Source organism: Halohasta litorea, assembly GCF_024494645.1.
GTDB lineage: Archaea > Halobacteriota > Halobacteria > Halobacteriales > Haloferacaceae > Halohasta > Halohasta litorea.
Genome location: NZ_JANHDJ010000008.1, coordinates 28,711 through 44,397 on the forward strand (window position 1 = coordinate 28,711; position 15,687 = coordinate 44,397).

A 15,687-nucleotide genomic window follows, 5' to 3' on the forward strand; every position below is an offset into this window, starting at 1 on the left:
AACACCCTTGAGTGTCTTTATTGCTTGAAAAATACCGGCGAGATATGGACAGTAATGACGACCAGAGCGACATACACACTAGATTTGTATTGACAGCTCGTCACCCTTCGCAATATGACCATCGGGGAACGCTGCATACGCGGTCGTGATCTCGCAGATACGTTAACGGAACTCTCAGTACCTAATTCGATCTGCTCACACAAACTGTAATGGGCTCCACCTACTGAAATGAGATATGGAACTTTCTATCGTGGACCTCTCTCCAGTTCCCGACGGTGGGACTGCGACAGAGGCCTACTCGAATACGGTCACGACTGCCCAGCAGGCCGAACATCTCGGATACTCTCGGTTCTGGGTTGCTGAACACCATGGAATGGCACACACTCTTGCAGGAACAACCCCTGAGGTACTCCTCGGTCACCTCGCTGCTGAAACGGAATCGATTCGGCTAGGATCAGGGGCTGTTCTACTCAACCACTATAGCCCATTCAAAATCGCAGAGCTGTTCGGGACGTTAGATGGACTCGCACCAGGTCGTATCGACGCTGGACTGGGGCGGGCGAACGGATCACCAGCCGTTGACCACGCTCTGGGAACAGACCGTCACGTCGAGAATCCTGACAAGGACCACGCCGAGAAGATCACTGCGGTCATTAATCACCTCTATGAGGCCTATCCAGATGAACACGCCTACAGTGAAATAGAGATCCCACACTCATCTGAGGAACGACCAAGGCCATGGACCCTTGGATCGAGTCCATCAAGTGCAGCACTCGCAGCCGAGCTTAGCGTCCCCTACTGCTTTGCAGCGTTCATTCGGCCACAGTTTGCCACTTCTGCCTTCGAAGAATATCACACGCAGTTCCAGCCATCACAACAGGCTGGAAGAATCGCTGACCCACAAGGGATGGTCGCGGTCAACGCAGTGTGTGCAGAAACAGACGAGAAGGCAGCACGGCTCCGTGCCTCGGCCGAGGCATCGTTTAAACGTATGCAACGGGGGGTTGTTGGGACTGTTCCGTCGGTCGAAGAGAGTATTGAAGAACTAGGACACATTCCCGAACCAACACCAGCGACGCTTGATCCCGACGAATGGCCCAGAGCAATCTCAGGGAGTCCAGAAACGCTCGCTGGCCTACTTGAGCAACTCACAGATCGAGTGGGTGTCGACGAAGTCATGATCCAGGATGTCATTGCCGACCACGATGACACGCTTCGATCTCACGAACTCCTAGCGGAGGGTGTCGGGCTTACAGATCGTTGAAGGAATCAATGAACAATCAAGAATCAATGATCAAGAATCAATGAACAATCTTGAACGATGTCGACGCTCTCAACCAACCGGGACGGACCGCACGGAAATACCTTCGAGACGTCCGGCCCGCTGAGTGAATCGAGAGAGTAGGCAAACACACCCCACGTTGCCGCAGTAAATGCGGCGTTACGCGGACTTACAGGCCTTGATAACCAGTTCTGGCTCATCAACAAGTTGATTCACGGTGTGGGCACCACGACCTCGGCCACGCCCTTTGTGCTGCTGGCGGATCACCGATAAGAATTCTAACTCTGATAGAAGATCACGCACCCGTCGATTTTTCAGGGGATCGGTTCCTTCCTGCTCGCACATAATCTCGTACAACGAATAGACATCCTCTGTCGGGATTTCTGGGTCGTCATCATCGTGCTGTTGAGCCTGTAGGGCAAGCGCATTGAGCAAGTGTTTCGAGTGGCTCGGCAACTTTGAAATCAACTCCGAGAGTCGGTTTCGCTCCTCACGTTCGTGAGCCTCGTCGACGTGAGTTTCACGGACTGTCTCGTGTCCACGCTCGTAGGCAGATTCCCCGGCATACCGCAGGATATCGATTGCCTTTCGGGCATCCCCGTGTTCGCGGGCTGCGAGTGCGGCGATCTTCGGGATGACAGCTTCCTCGACGACACCTTCACGGAACGCATCGATCCGGGAGTTCAGGATTTCACCCAGTTGTTTTGCATCGTAAGGTGCAAACACGAGATTTCGCTCAGAGAGACTCGACCGTACGCGCTCGTTCAACGTCTCCTTGTAGCGGATCTTGTTACTGATACCGATGATTCCCAGTGTGCTGTCCTCGATTTTGCCTGACTCGGCTGCTCGCGAGAGTTGCATGAGGACATCGTCACTATCGAGTTTGTCTATTTCGTCGAGAATGACTAGTCCTACGTCGTATCGATCTTCGAGGATGTTCCACAGGCGACGATAGTAATCGGATGTACTCAGTCCCGACATTGGTATCTTCACGTCAGTTTCGTCGGGATCGTTCAGCGAATCAGCAATCGAACGGACGGTCTGTGTCTCGGTCGAATCCTGGAAGCAGTCGACATAAGCGACACCCACCGACACATCGTTTTCCTCTGCAGATGAGACGAGATCGTTAGTGATGTACTTCGTACAGAGTGATTTCCCGGTGCCTGTCTTTCCATAGACCAACACGTTGTTCGGTGTTCGTCCATGAGCAGCGTCTTTGATCGCGTTGGCGAGCTGGGTCAGCTCTTCGTCACGGCCGATGATCCGATCTTTGTCGGGAAGGTGTTGAACCCGAAGCAAATCCTTATTGGCGAATATAGGATCGGGGTCGCCAAAGAAGGACGTCGAGTCAGACATACAAGATGCATTGTCACGGTGGGGTTATGAATCTACCCCACCTCGTTGCCTCTGTAAAACACTCACTGAATTTTACGAGTCGGTGTGAACGGGCGAGAGAACAGTTGAATAGCTCTTCTTTGGGCGGTGGCGTGAGTTCTAGACCCTCCGTTGCCGCTGTAACGTGTCTCGATAGTCTACTCACCCACCCCACGTTGCCGCTGTAACGTGTCTCGATAGTCTACTCACCCACCCCACGTTGCCGCTGTAAGTCAGCCATCGGTCTGTGAAGTTAGAAATGAAGGGTGTGTCGTGTGAGTGGTGTTATGATCGCTGTTATCACGGGTCTTACTCTCTTCATGAGAAAAATGACACCCCTTAGCTTCGTATCTTCACTGCCGAAAACAGTACGGCAGTTCAGTAAGCGAAAAGCGTGGTACGGTAGCAAAAGACACACTAGTATAAGAAACCACTAGATTTAGCTCGAATAGATGGCAGTACTGTCGACTGCTATTTTGGTGTTTTGAACACTGTTCACCGTACTCTCGTGATATTTACAGCGGCAACGTGGGGTGTGTCCCTGGTGTTGAAACTGGCTGTCGACCGGCTGTCAAGTGTAGTTAGTTACAGCGGCACTGTGGGGTGTCACGGTTTGTATCTAGACCGAGGAAGCTGTTTGATACAGGAATCAAAGACGTGCTGGCAGATCGTGGGTGATCCACAACAAGGTTCGACAGTACCATTCAGTTGCACGAGTCTACTCCTCCAAACGATGAGAGAATGTGCCCACGACTGAATACAGCGGTATTGAGGGGTGTGTTACTATGGTATCAAAATGTGGCAAACTCCCAATAGACTCTGGTTAACTCGACTCTACCCACAGAATATCGTCGACATCCTAATACAGCGGCAATGTGGAGTCGTTGTCGAAGCAATACAGCGGCAACGTAGGGTCAGTGACAAAGTGATACAGCGGCAACGAGGGGTGTGTCCGTCTCTTATTTTGATGAGGACTGGAATCGGAACTCAATCCACCTACACCGGCTTAACCAACAAAGCTATGATACTGGCGTCTATGTTGGTTAATACTGGCAGAGCCATGTCTTACGAGCCACCAACGCCTCCAGCAGAACTCCAGACAAACATCGTTGACACGCTTGACGATTGTTCTCCCGAGATACTCCGAGAGGTAGCTCAGTACGCTAAGGACCTCGCTGAGTATAGAGAACGAGAGGAACGTCTTGATGAAGCAGAGGAAGATGAAATTAAAGATCGTCCTGATGATCTCCCCGATGATGTTCCATCGAGGGCAACTATCACTGTCAAAGAGATCAACGATAATCGATACTACTACTGGCAGTGGAGAGACGGTGACCGTGTCAAATCGAAGTACAAAGGACCAGTCGACTCGGACGAATAGCAGTACTAATAATTAAACGAGGTGAGGATTTTTCCATTTCTCTTATTCTGCTCTGACATATTCTATTAGGTCCATTTCTTGTGTCTCAGCGAGTTCTCGTCGAATGTCTGTTCGGTCCCGCCAAAGCGGCGAAAGGACACTTTCGACAGCGCGGATGAGTTACGTCTCGTAGTACGACGGATCATACGTTTCGATATCCTGTCCTGGATGGACGACAATCTTGATCGCGGGCGCGTTTCAGTGCTGCGACGTTCCGGGTTTGATCTACCTGTGGCGCCGTCGCTCGGCGGTTGACGTCTATCATTAACGCAGACATGCTGGGTCGACTATCCTGATGTGGTTCTGTCGTTCGACTCGTCGGATTCTGCACACTGCAACTCGATAACGAACCGCCGGGCGTTTCGATCATTTCTGACATAGTGACGGTTCCTTCTGCTGAAGTCCCACTCGGTGCTAGCTAGCGGACTGAGTAACGGCGACTGACATCGGTCGGACGTGATCCATGCAGCTGTTTCGTGACACTCACAAAGGTGAGTATTTCCCGTGTTTTACCATCAAATATGGTCTTATGAATCTATTTGCATAGTTTTATTCTCTTTGATTCACTAAGTAGAGCCATGGATGGCAATATAGATCCAAAACGGGATTCAGTATCAGTGTCGATGGAGATTTCAGGTCCGTATGATGACGTCGTATCGAAATTGAAGCCGGAGCATGAACGTACACAGGGACTCTCACCGTTGATCAGTGACCTCGAAGTAGTCCTCGATACACTCATTCGAATCGATGGTGGAACTCGAAGCGTTATCGCGGATAATGTTTCTGCTGAAACGTCGGCCGAGTTCGATGCACAGACCGTTGTCGAAACGATGCAAATACTCAAACGATATGATCTCGCAGTTCTAGAGGGAAATACGTGGAAACCAGGGCCAAAAATCCGAAACCAAGATTAACACGCTATTGAAATACGAAAATAGCTGTTTTAATCGGATTTTGAGTTAAAACACGTTTATTAGATATTATCTAATTGCTATATGAGTATATTATTCCTTATTCTGGGTATTAATTTGCTATATATGGTTATAAATATAGTCGTTTATCAACATACTCTGATTTATTTCGGCAGTCGACACTTATCGAAAAGTATGACGGGTTGACTGCATACGACACAGAAAACGGTTTGTCCGACACGGATCAGTCGTTCAGAAGCCTGCGCTATCGTCTCGTTATCCGCGCTAATTACTGCCATCAGCGACTGTGTCGACTTCTGGTCTTGACCGCGACAAGAGTGCCATCGAGCCCCTCAAGAGTAGTGGCGTCAACTGTAACCCGGTATTATAACCGCAGTCTAACTGGATGAATAGTCAGTCGACAGTACCAATAGACCACTATCATTTTTAAGAACGTAGCTCGATTTACAGGTAATGAGTGAAGGTTCATCCGGTCGAACAGGGAAAGTAGCACGCGTTCTAAATGAGTACAGTCTTCCGGACCTCGGCGAAGAGTTAGTGGCGCGGTGGACTGCCGAGGACGATCGGATGAGCCTCCGAGAGCTGGCGGACTATTTTAATACGGAACTGCTCACCACACGACTCGACCAGCAGCACGTCGACATGCTCCCCGGAGAAATTGAGAACATATACGAGTTGCTCACCGACGAGGACGTGACCAGCGGGACGCGGATTCAGGCGGAGAACCGCCTCAGCGAGTACGGCATCGATGTCGACGACCTCCGTTCGGATTTCGTCAGCCGGCAGGCAATCCACACGTATCTAACGAAGGACCGACAGGAGTCGTATACGAAACCCGACACGGACGACGTCGTCGAACGGCGTCTCGAAGAACTCCAACGTCTCAGCAGCCGACAACGAGCCGTGACCGAGCAGACGGTAGCGACCTTACGAAAGGGAGACCGGCTCGATCTCGGGGAGTTTCAAGTACTCAGTTCGGTTCAGATCCAGTGTCGGGACTGTGGTCGGCAGTTCGAACTCACCACACTGCTGGATCGTGGCGGCTGTGACTGTAACGCGTCTTGAACCGACATGCCTTCGGGACATCCGATACAACTGAGAACGGAACTGAAATACTGCTAATGGGGAAACGAAGACTGGATCTATGACAAGACTATATCTGTCATAGAACGCGATCAGTAACCAACCTTTTAGTGAGCTCATACAAGATCAGCTATAGATGACCCAATTACACGACGATCAACTAACTGCTCAGGTAGAGATTTCGAACATCGGTGGAATCGATCACTCCTCGTTGACATTGCACTCCGGGGTGAACGTTCTCACTGGGAAGAACGCGACCAACCGAACGTCGTTTCTCAAAGGCCTTATGGCGGTCTGTGGGAGCGAAAAGACATCGCTCAAGGCGGATGCCGATCACGGGGAGGTCACGCTCACGATGGGAGAGGATAAGTATACGCGGACGATCACGAGACGAAACGGCGTGGTGTCCTTCGATGGGACGCCGTATCTCGATGATCCCGTCCTCGCCGATCTGTTCGCCTTCCTGCTCGAAGACAACGAGGCACGTCAAGCTGTCGCAAGGGGAGACGACCTCCGCGAGATACTCATGCGGCCCGTCGACACCGTAGAGATCGAACAGGAGATCGAGTCCCTCCAGTCGGAACGCGACGAGATCGACACGCAGTTGCAGCGCCTCGATTCGCTCGAAGAGCAGCTCCCGAAGCTGGAGGCAGACCAGCGCCAACTCGAAGACGAGATCGAGGAGAAGAAGGCGGAGCTGGCCGAAAAAACTGACCGAATCGAGTCGTTGGACACGACTGTCGATGAAACCCGAGAGGAACAAAACGAGTACGAGTCGAAGATCGACTCGTTGCGTCAAGCGCGTCAGGAGCGCCAGCGGGTTGAAAAGCGGATCACGTCCGAACAGGAGAGTATTGAGGGTCTCCGAACCGACCGCGAAGAGTTGGCCGAGGAGGTAGATAGCTACGACTCGGTGCCCGACAATCGGATCTCGGAGATCGAACAGGAGGTCCAGCGCCTCCGCGGACAGATGCAACAGATCGATTCGATTGTCAGTGATCTCCAGTCGGTGATTCAGTTCAACGACGAGTTCCTCGACGAGGGCCAAACGCCGTTTCTCCAGCAGTTGGACGGAACCGATGGATCGACGGAGGGCGATATCACCGACCAGTTGGTGAATGATTCGACCGATGTCACCTGCTGGACCTGCGGGAGTACCGTCGAGACGACGCAGATCGAATCCACGCTCGACGAACTCCGGACGATACGCAACGACAAGATGGACCAGCGAAAGACCCTCCAGGGCCGCGTCGACGATCTCCAGGAGGAGAAATCCTCGCTCACGCGGACCCAACAGGCCCACGAGCGCATCCAGCGGAAACTCGCAGACGTCGAAGCCGAAATCGACGACCGCACCGACACTCTGGACGATCTCAAAGCACAACGAGCGGAACTCGAAACGAGGATCGAGAGCCTCGAATCGGAGGTTGAAGCGCTCGAAGATATCGAACAGAGCGAGATACTCGATCTGCAAAAGGAGACGAGCCGGATCGAAGTTGAGATCGAACAGCTCCGGTCCGATCTCGAAGCCATCGAAGCCGAAATCGACGAGGCCGAATCGGAACTCGCCGACCGCGAACGCCTCGAACGACAGCGCGACCGGATCACCGACGAACTCGGGGCGCTCCGGACGAGGATCGAAGACCTGCAGATCGAGGCAGTCGAGGAGTTCAACTCACACATGGATGCGCTCTTGGATCGACTCGGGTACGAGAACCTCGAACGCATCTGGATCGAACGCACCGAAACGGAGGTTCGGGAGGGTCGACGGAAAGTAACCAAAGACCAGTTTGAGCTGCACGTGGTCCGCAGTACCGACTCGGGAACGGTGTACGAAGATGTCGTCGATCACCTCAGCGAGAGCGAACGGGAACTGACCGGCCTCGTGTTCGCGTTGGCTGGCTATCTGGTCCACGACGTACACGACCACGTTCCGTTCATGCTGCTTGACTCCATCGAGGCGATCGACTCCGATCGTATCGCACGGCTCGTCGACTACCTCGACAGCTATTCCGACTATCTAGTCGTCGCATTGCTGGAGGAGGATGCACGGGCCCTAGAAGGCAGCTATCCCCGAATCGAGTCCATTTAATACTGACCGATTGGAGTCTCCCGACCCGAATACTGGCTGCCTACATCTCTATTCCCTCCGACCTGTTTGGCCATTGCAAACGTCATTCAATGCTGTGTGACCTGTTCGTCAAACTGTGATTCTGTTCGTATTGGATGGTTCGACCTCGGCTGACGTTCTGATCGGTCCAGATTGCGTTCGTCTCCGTCAGATCGATCACAAACCAGAGAGATAGCCGTCGTTCTATCCGCTTTCAGCTCGTTTCGACTGTTGACCGGTTGCGTCGTCGACGCGATACTGGGAAAAGACTGGATGGCTATCGTATCGGGATCGATCGGAACGTTCTATCCGCGTTTGCGACTCACGAACCTATTCGCATTCGGCTCCGAAACACCGTCTTGCCCCCGTTCAAACTGAGGTTGTGGCACATTGTGGGGGAACTGGCGGTCCAACTACCGGTACTATCACAGCTTATCAGTGGTTTTGACTGGTCGACGGACTGGTATGGGGCAAGTACCGGACTGGTATAGGACAAGTACCGGACTGGTATGGGGTAAGTATCTGACATTTGTATCTCGCAAACGCAGTGTGGTGTCCTTTTTGCTGGTGATCCCATTGAGAAACTCTGCAGGTTCCGAAATCCGCCGACATAGCTGCACACCAGCACCGAACACCGTTCGCAAGAGCTGAACGGTTAGACCTGTGTCGCGTTGACCTCGATGACGTTGGCGGCACCTTTGACGACCTCGGGGAGTTCCTCGTGGAACCGGTCGCCTTTGAACCGGCTGGTGGGGCCCGAGATACTGATCGCACCATGGATGTCACCGGTCGGATGCTGGATGGGGGCAGCGATACAGCGCAACCCTTTGAGGATCTCTTCGTCGTCAAATGCGACGCCCCGCTCGCGGATCGTTTCGAGCACATCGAACAGCTCCTCACGGCTCGAAACGGTATTTTCGGTCCGTTGTGGAAGCCCGTGGCGGTCGATTATCTCGTCGACCCGATCGTCCGGGAGCTGGGAGAGGATCGACTTCCCGAGGGCCGTACAGTGGAGATCCTTCCGGTTCCCGGTGTAGGACGCCGTCTGGATGGCGTTTTCCCCGGATGCCTTGTGGAGGTATACTCCTCGACCGTGTTCCTCGACCATGAACTGGGCGACTTCTCCGGTCTCCTCGGCGAGGCGATCGACCTCGTCTTTGGCCACCTCGTAGATGTCAATCCGGTTTTTGGCGTACTCCCCGATGTCGACGAATCGGAGGCTGATCTCGTAGCTGTCGTCGTGTTTGACGATGAGTTCGTTGTCGACGAGGGTCGCGAGGTGGCTGTGAATGGTTGCCTTCGAGCGATCCAACCGGTCGGCGAGTTCCGAGACACCCGCCCCATCCATTTCCCGGACCGCCTCGAGTATGTTACAGGATATCTGGACGGCCTGCACACGGCGGCCGGATGGGGCCTCGGTCGGTGTGTCGTTCATACACCCTGCTTGCGCAGAGAGGTACTTAATTGTTCGCGAGAACCAAACGGGAATAACAGTGACGACGTGGGTCGTCCAGTTCAGACCGTAATGGCGTTGGTCGTCTCGTCGATCTTACTGTTTTTGATGGCGTCTCCGGTTTTGTCATCGAAGATGTGGATCTTCTCCTCGGGGAAGATGACGCCGACTTCCTGGCCAGCCTTGACGTGGCGTTCGCCGTCGACGCTGGCGGTGTATGTTTCCTCACCCAACTCGAAGTAGACGTGCGTTATCTCGCCCATCGGTTCAGTGACTTTGATCGTCGTCGGGATGGCATCGTCTTCGTCGCGGTCGACGAGCGTGATGTGTTCGGGGCGGATACCCATCGTTAACTCCCGACTGGCGTCGGCGATGGCCGCTTTAGTGTTGTTGTCGATCGGGTAGTCGAACGCTTCGTGGTCGAGCATCGATCCTTCTCGGCGAACCGAGAGGAAGTTCATCGACGGGGAACCGATGAATCCGGCGACGAATTTGTTGACCGGACGGTGATAACATTCCAGCGGTTCGCCGATCTGCTGTAGTTCGCCGCCGTCGAGGATAGCGATCCGATCGCCCATCGTCATCGCTTCTGTCTGATCGTGGGTGACGTAAATCGTCGAGATCCCCATGTCCTGCTGGAGTTGTTGGATCTCCGTCCGCATCGTCGTCCGGAGCTTCGCATCGAGGTTCGACAGCGGTTCGTCCATCAGGAATACCTCCGGCTCGCGGATGATCGCGCGCCCGAGGGCGACCCGCTGTTGCTGCCCGCCGGAGAGGTCGCCCGGCTCCTTTTCGAGCAGCTCCTCTATTTCGAGCAGTTCGGCGGTTTCTTCGACACGCTGGTTGATCTCGTCTTTCGAGAGATCGGTCGTGATCTTCAGTCCATAGCCGATGTTTTTCCGGACGGTCATGTGCGGGTAGAGGGCGTAGTTCTGGAACACCATCGCCATATCCCGCTCTTTCGGCTTGTTGTGCGTGATATCCCGGTCATCCAGCCGTATCTGCCCGGAGGTCGTCTGTTCGAGCCCCGCGATACACCGTAGGGTCGTCGACTTCCCACAGCCCGAAGGGCCGACCAAGACGAGGAACTCGCCGTCCTTGATGTCGATGTTTAGCTCGTCGACTGCGACGATCTGTCCTTCGCTCAATTCGAACACTTTTGTCAGGTCGTTTAGTTGTAGGCGTCCCATTGTTCACCAATGTTGGTTATACGTACGTTTACTATCTCGACTAATAAAACCACCCCTCGATACTGACTCAGACGGTGACCGTTAGACCGGTTGTGGTCATCGTCCACTCGGCGACGGCTGGGTCGGCGTCGACCCGTTCGAGCGATTCGCCGTCGACGACGACGTCGTCCGGCTCGCTGTCGTCGTCCGTGCTGCCGTCACGGATGTCGAGCCGGATGCGGTCCGGGCTCGCGCCGTCGAGATCGATCAAGACCGTCCCGTCCGTCAGTTCGACGGAGATGTTCTCCAATTCGTCAGCATCGGCGTCATAGAACCGGCCTTCCGCCTCACCGTCGGCCAGTAGCACGTCCAGTTCGAGCCGTTCGGGCGTTCCCGGCTCGACCGACTGGGTCGGCTCGCGCTGCGGAATCACGCTGCCAGCGCGGACGAAAATCGGCATCTCGTCGAGCCCGACGTCGATGTCGACGGTTTGGTTCCCTGGATAGTACTCGTCGGTTCGGAACTCCCGCCACTGGCCCTCAGGAAGGTACACCGACCGCGTGCCACGCTCGGTGAACACCGGCGCGACCAGCATGTCCTCGCCCAGCAGGAACTGGGTGTCCAGCCGGTGGACACTGGGATCGTCCTGATATTCGAGCACGAGCGGTCGGACGACCGGGAGACCGGTCCGCGCGGCCACCTCGGCGTAGGTGTAGACATACGGCAGCAGCCGGTAGCGCAGGCGAGCGTACTCCCGGAAGATGTCGAGGGCGTCCTCGCCGAACTCCCACGGCTCGCGTGGCGTCGTTCCGTGACAGCGACTGTTCGAGGACAGCAGCCCGAACTGTGCCCACCGGGTGTACACCGCGTCCGACGGTGTGCCGCGGAATCCCCCGATATCATGGCTCCAGAAGGCGATTCCCGAAAGCGACGCCGAGAGGCCGCCACGGAGTGCTGCACTCATCCCGTTCCAGCTCGTCTGTGGGTCGCCGCCCCAGTGCATCGGGAACGCCTGGCTGCCGGTCCACGCCGCACGCCCCCAGACGACGGCCTCCTCCGGCCCGTTTACCTCCTCGACGGTCTCGTAAACCGCCTCGTTGTAGAGGTACGGATAGAGGTTATGCATCACTTTTCCGCTCTTGCCGTTGGCGAAGACGGCGTCCTCCGGAACGTACTCCCCGTAGTCGGTTTTGAAGACGGCCACGCCCTGTTCGAGCAGTCGACGGTGTTTGTCTTTCCACCACTCGACGGCGTCGGGATCGGTGAAGTCGACGAGCGCTCCACGGTAGTCGCCCTGACAGGTGTGGTCCATTACGTAGGGGCTGCCGGTTCCGTCGGTGACGAAGTAGCCCTCCGCCGACCCCTCGGCGAAGGCGTCGGTGCCGACCGGGACGTGGGGGTGTTCCCACAACGAGAGCCGGAAATCCTCCTCACGGAGTTCCGATATCATCCCTTCGGGGTCGGGGAACTGCTCGGTGTCCCACTCCAGATCTGTCGACTTGTTCGCACGCATCCAGAACGGGTCGAGATGGAGAACGTCGCTGGGGATCTCCTCGGCCCGCAGGCGGTCGGCGACCGCCTCCAGTTCCTCACGGGATTCGTAGCCCAGCCGGGACATCCACGTTCCGAACGACCATTTCGGCGGCCGCGAGGGACGGCCCGTGATCGCGGTGTAGCGCTGGATGATCTCTCGGAACGACGGGCCGTAAAAGAAGACGAAGGCGAACTTGTCGTCCGCGACCGACATTGTTCCCGAGGCCGTCGAGGACTTCCCGAAGTCGTAGTGAACGCGGGCGGTGGTATCGAGCAAGAGCCCGTAGCCGTTCGTCGAGAGGTGGAACGGGATGTTCTTGTAGGCGCGTTCGGTCTCGGTGCCCAGCGGCTCCTCGTGCCAGAGGTCGAGTTCGCGGCCACGACGGTCGAAATCCACGAACTGCTCGCCTGCGCCGTAGATCTTCTCGTCGGGCGAGAGCCGGAAGGAGGTCCCCGTCTCGGCCACACGTCGGGGATTGTGGTTGATCTCCTCCTGTGTGAACCCCAGCGCGTCGACGCGCTGTCGACCGAACACGTCGGGGTCGGCCCGCTGTTCCTCGAACACTGTCGCACCCGTTTCGGCGTCCCGAACCGCGAACGACCACTCGTTGAGGCCGATCGCGATCTCGAGCCGCCCGGTGTCGACGGTGAGCACCCCATCGGCCTCGGTCACTTCGAGGTCGATGTCGGAGGCGACGGCGTCGGTGTCCAACGGCGGATACTCGCTGTCGGTCGGGACTTCCGGGTTCGCCTGCAGTTCGAACCGGAAGGTACGCGGGTCGTAGACGGTCAGCGTCACTGGGATCGTCCGTTGGGTGACGGTCTCGGGAGCTGCTATTTCGCAGTCGAAGTGGATCGAATCGCCTTCGACGGCGTACTCTGTCACTGCGGCGACTGTAATGCGTTCGCTCGTCATCCTACTTGGGTGGGGTAGTCTATCACTATTAAAACTACCCCGTCATCCCCTCGAATATTTATCAATCGTTCATAGACTCGACTGCACACGGTGGTGGTCGTCCACGGATTTTTATCGGTTGTCGTCCAACCGGAAGCTATCACCGACTCCGACCATGACTACATCCCACAGTATCGACGCGCTCGTCGACCGGATGACGCTCGAAGCGAAAGTCGCACAGCTCGGCACGATCCGCATCGGCTCGGTGTTGGACGACGGCTCGTTCGATCCCGCCCGTGCCCGCGAAACGATCCCCCACGGCATCGGCCGGGTGACGCGTGTCGGCCGGGAGAGCGGCCTCCCACCGCGCCAACTCGCTACCGAGATCGCGAACCTGCAGTCGTTTCTCCGCTCGGAGACGCCCGAGGGGATTCCCGCGTTCGTCAGAGAGGAGAGTCTCTGTGGATACGCCGGTCGACGCGGCGTGACGGTCCCACAGGCGATCGGGATGGCGAGCAGTTGGGACCCCGATCTCGTAGCGGCTGTAGCCAGCGCGGTCGGCGATCAGCTGCGCGCGGTCGGCTGTCAGCTGACCCTCTCGCCGGTGTGTGATCTCGGCGTCGAGCCACGCTGGGGGCGAATCGAGGAGACCTTCGGCGAGGACCCCGCACTGGCGGCGACGATGACCGACCACGTCGTCTCGGGGCTGGCCGACAGCGGCGTCGACGCGACGCTGAAACACTTCGTCGGTCACGGTCGGCCCGCAGGTGGACGGAACCGGGCGCGTCCCACCAGCTCCCTCCAGGAGATGCGTGATGCCGATCTCGTCCCCTTCCGCGCCGGCATCGAGGCCGGAGCGCCGTCGGTGATGGCCGCATACAACACCGTCGACGGCGTCCCGTGCCACGCGAACGAACGGCTGCTCACCCGGCTGCTGCGCGAGGAGTGGGGATTTATCGGCACCGTGGTCTCGGACGGCCGCGGTATCGAGATGCTGGCCGACGACTACCGGATCGCCCCGGACCGACAGGCTGCTGGCGTCGAGGCACTGACCGCCGGGGTCGACGTCGAACTCCCCGAACGCGAGTGTTTCGGCGACCGGCTCGTCGACGCCGTCCGTGACGGACTGGTCGAAGAGTCGGTGGTCGACCGCGCGGTCGGCCGACACCTCCGACAGAAACGGCGCGCGGGCCTGTTCGACGACCCCGATCCCCATCCCGAAACGGTGGCCGAGGCCTTCGAGGCCCCCGAAGTCGCGTCGCTCGCTCGCAGGGCCGCACGCCGCTCGCAGGTCATCCTCGACAACGACGGCCTGTTGCCGCTGTCGGCCGACACGACGGTGGCCGTCGTCGGGCCGAACGCGGACGCGCCGCGGAACCTGCTGGGAAACTATTCGTATGCGGGCGCGGAGAACGCCGACGGGGGCGTCGACATCCGGACCCCACGGGCGGCCCTTCGGGAGCGCGTCGACGAACTCCGATACGCCCGCGGCTGTGGCATCCGTGCCGGTCCGGACGACGATCTCGACGCGGCCGTCGCGGTAGCCCGCGAGGCCGACGTCGTCGTCGCCTGCGTCGGCGGGCAGTCCGGTATCGATGTCGAACGCGACTCCTCGGGGACGGCCGGGGAAGCACTCGACCGCGCCGAACTGAGCCTCCCCGGCCGACAGGCAGAGCTCGTCCGCCGCGTTGCCGCGACCGGGACGTCCGTCGCGGTCGTGCTCGTCAGCGGTCGACCGCTGGCGATCCCCGAGGTGGTCGAGACCGCCAACGCGACGGTGGCCGCGTGGCTTCCGGGACAGGCAGGCGGGGCCGGGATCGCCGACGTGTTGTTGGGGACGGACCCCGGCGGCCGCCTCCCGGTCTCGCTTCCCCAGACCGTCGGGCAGCTCCCGGTCGACTATCGCCACCCGCCGGTCTCGGATGGCGAGTACGTGTTTACCGACGCCGAGCCGCTGTTCCCGTTCGGCCACGGCGAGAGCTACGCCGCGTTCAGCTACGGTGAGCTGTCGGTCTCGCCGTCCCAACTTTTGACCGATGGTTCGCTGACGGCCTCGGTTCCGGTCGAGAACGTCGACACCAGGCCGGGAACGGAGGTCGTCCAGCTCTACGCACAGCATCGCGGTGGCCGCACCGTTCGGCCCGTCCGTGAGCTCGTCGGGTTCCAGCGGCTCGAACTGGCGGCTGGCGAACGGGCGACTGTAGGGTTCGACCTGTCGACGGGGACGGTTGCAACCCACGATTCGGCCGGGAACCTGGTCGTCGAGCCGGGCGCGATCGACCTCGCAGTCGGGCGCTCATCGGCCGATTTCCGTGCGCGCCAGACGGTCGAGCTGACCGGTGGGTCCTCTTCGCCGGAGCGTCGACCGCCGATCGCGTCGTCGACCGTTACGTTCAGCTAATCACCATAATCTTTAACCCGGCATTCTCCGTCTGG

The 15,687-nt window shown here is 57.5% G+C and carries 10 protein-coding genes and 2 pseudogenes; 7 read left to right on the forward strand and 5 right to left on the reverse strand.

Annotated features, from left to right (window positions below; translation table 11 throughout):
- The first annotated feature begins 235 nt into the window (after positions 1-235).
- Together NO877_RS17075 and NO877_RS19945 are read left to right on the forward strand one after the other, a co-directional pair.
- A complete protein-coding gene (locus NO877_RS17075; protein ID WP_256397569.1) occupies positions 236-1,264 on the forward strand; it encodes an LLM class flavin-dependent oxidoreductase in 1,029 nt (342 codons plus the stop codon).
- A gap of 44 nt (positions 1,265-1,308) precedes the next feature.
- A pseudogene (locus tag NO877_RS19945) lies at positions 1,309-1,387 on the forward strand (fumarylacetoacetate hydrolase family protein); the annotation flags it as partial.
- 54 nt (positions 1,388-1,441) lie between these two features.
- On the opposite strand, the gene NO877_RS17080 reads toward NO877_RS19945, so the two are convergent.
- Entirely contained in the window at positions 1,442-2,638 is a 1,197-nt protein-coding gene (locus NO877_RS17080; protein ID WP_256397570.1) for a Cdc6/Cdc18 family protein, read from the reverse strand.
- 1,078 nt (positions 2,639-3,716) lie between these two features.
- On the opposite strand from NO877_RS17080, the gene NO877_RS17085 reads away from it, so the two are divergent.
- Positions 3,717-4,037 (forward strand): DUF6788 family protein, encoded by a 321-nt coding sequence (locus NO877_RS17085; protein ID WP_256397635.1) that lies wholly within the window; start codon positions 3,717-3,719, stop codon positions 4,035-4,037.
- A 42-nt stretch (positions 4,038-4,079) separates the two neighbouring features.
- Here the strand turns inward: NO877_RS17085 and NO877_RS17090 are convergent.
- Positions 4,080-4,296 (reverse strand): annotated as a pseudogene (locus NO877_RS17090) (DNA polymerase domain-containing protein); the annotation flags it as partial.
- Between the two features lie 358 nt (positions 4,297-4,654).
- On the opposite strand from NO877_RS17090, the gene NO877_RS17095 reads away from it, so the two are divergent.
- The 3 genes from NO877_RS17095 to NO877_RS17105 all read left to right on the forward strand — a co-directional run bounded on the left by NO877_RS17095 (position 4,655) and on the right by NO877_RS17105 (position 8,183).
- Positions 4,655-4,990 (forward strand): hypothetical protein, encoded by a 336-nt coding sequence (locus NO877_RS17095; RefSeq protein WP_256397571.1) that lies wholly within the window; start codon positions 4,655-4,657, stop codon positions 4,988-4,990.
- A 471-nt stretch (positions 4,991-5,461) separates the two neighbouring features.
- Positions 5,462-6,073 carry a rod-determining factor RdfA gene (gene rdfA, locus NO877_RS17100; protein WP_256397572.1) on the forward strand — a complete coding sequence of 204 codons (612 nt, stop codon included), beginning with the start codon at positions 5,462-5,464 and terminating at the stop codon, positions 6,071-6,073.
- A gap of 154 nt (positions 6,074-6,227) precedes the next feature.
- Positions 6,228-8,183, forward strand: a complete 1,956-nt coding sequence (locus tag NO877_RS17105) for an archaea-specific SMC-related protein (protein ID WP_256397573.1) — start codon at positions 6,228-6,230, stop codon at positions 8,181-8,183.
- A gap of 673 nt (positions 8,184-8,856) precedes the next feature.
- Here NO877_RS17105 and NO877_RS17110 read toward each other — a convergent pair.
- The 3 genes from NO877_RS17110 to NO877_RS17120 all read right to left on the reverse strand — a co-directional run bounded on the left by NO877_RS17110 (position 8,857) and on the right by NO877_RS17120 (position 13,272).
- Positions 8,857-9,636: an IclR family transcriptional regulator gene (locus tag NO877_RS17110; RefSeq protein ID WP_256397574.1), complete on the reverse strand. Its 780-nt coding sequence runs from the start codon at positions 9,634-9,636 to the stop codon at positions 8,857-8,859.
- Between the two features lie 80 nt (positions 9,637-9,716).
- The gene (locus NO877_RS17115) at positions 9,717-10,844 is read right to left on the reverse strand and encodes an ABC transporter ATP-binding protein (protein WP_256397575.1); all 1,128 of its coding nucleotides are present in this window, start codon (positions 10,842-10,844) and stop codon (positions 9,717-9,719) included.
- A gap of 67 nt (positions 10,845-10,911) precedes the next feature.
- The gene (locus NO877_RS17120; RefSeq protein ID WP_256397576.1) at positions 10,912-13,272 is read right to left on the reverse strand and encodes a TIM-barrel domain-containing protein; all 2,361 of its coding nucleotides are present in this window, start codon (positions 13,270-13,272) and stop codon (positions 10,912-10,914) included.
- A 154-nt stretch (positions 13,273-13,426) separates the two neighbouring features.
- Here NO877_RS17120 and NO877_RS17125 point away from each other — a divergent pair, with 154 nt between their 5' ends.
- Complete coding sequence (locus tag NO877_RS17125; RefSeq protein ID WP_256397577.1) at positions 13,427-15,652, forward strand: glycoside hydrolase family 3 N-terminal domain-containing protein; 2,226 nt, start codon at positions 13,427-13,429, stop codon at positions 15,650-15,652.
- Positions 15,653-15,687: the final 35 nt, after the last annotated feature.

Coding starts and splice junctions, on each gene's coding strand:
- NO877_RS17075 (WP_256397569.1), top strand. CDS start 236: ATGGAACTTTCTATCGTGGACCTCTCTCCAGTTCCCGACGGTGGGACT.
- NO877_RS17080 (WP_256397570.1), bottom strand. CDS start 2,638: ATGTCTGACTCGACGTCCTTCTTTGGCGACCCCGATCCTATATTCGCC.
- NO877_RS17085 (WP_256397635.1), top strand. CDS start 3,717: ATGTCTTACGAGCCACCAACGCCTCCAGCAGAACTCCAGACAAACATC.
- NO877_RS17095 (WP_256397571.1), top strand. CDS start 4,655: ATGGATGGCAATATAGATCCAAAACGGGATTCAGTATCAGTGTCGATG.
- rdfA (WP_256397572.1), top strand. CDS start 5,462: ATGAGTGAAGGTTCATCCGGTCGAACAGGGAAAGTAGCACGCGTTCTA.
- NO877_RS17105 (WP_256397573.1), top strand. CDS start 6,228: ATGACCCAATTACACGACGATCAACTAACTGCTCAGGTAGAGATTTCG.
- NO877_RS17110 (WP_256397574.1), bottom strand. CDS start 9,636: ATGAACGACACACCGACCGAGGCCCCATCCGGCCGCCGTGTGCAGGCC.
- NO877_RS17115 (WP_256397575.1), bottom strand. CDS start 10,844: ATGGGACGCCTACAACTAAACGACCTGACAAAAGTGTTCGAATTGAGC.
- NO877_RS17120 (WP_256397576.1), bottom strand. CDS start 13,272: ATGACGAGCGAACGCATTACAGTCGCCGCAGTGACAGAGTACGCCGTC.
- NO877_RS17125 (WP_256397577.1), top strand. CDS start 13,427: ATGACTACATCCCACAGTATCGACGCGCTCGTCGACCGGATGACGCTC.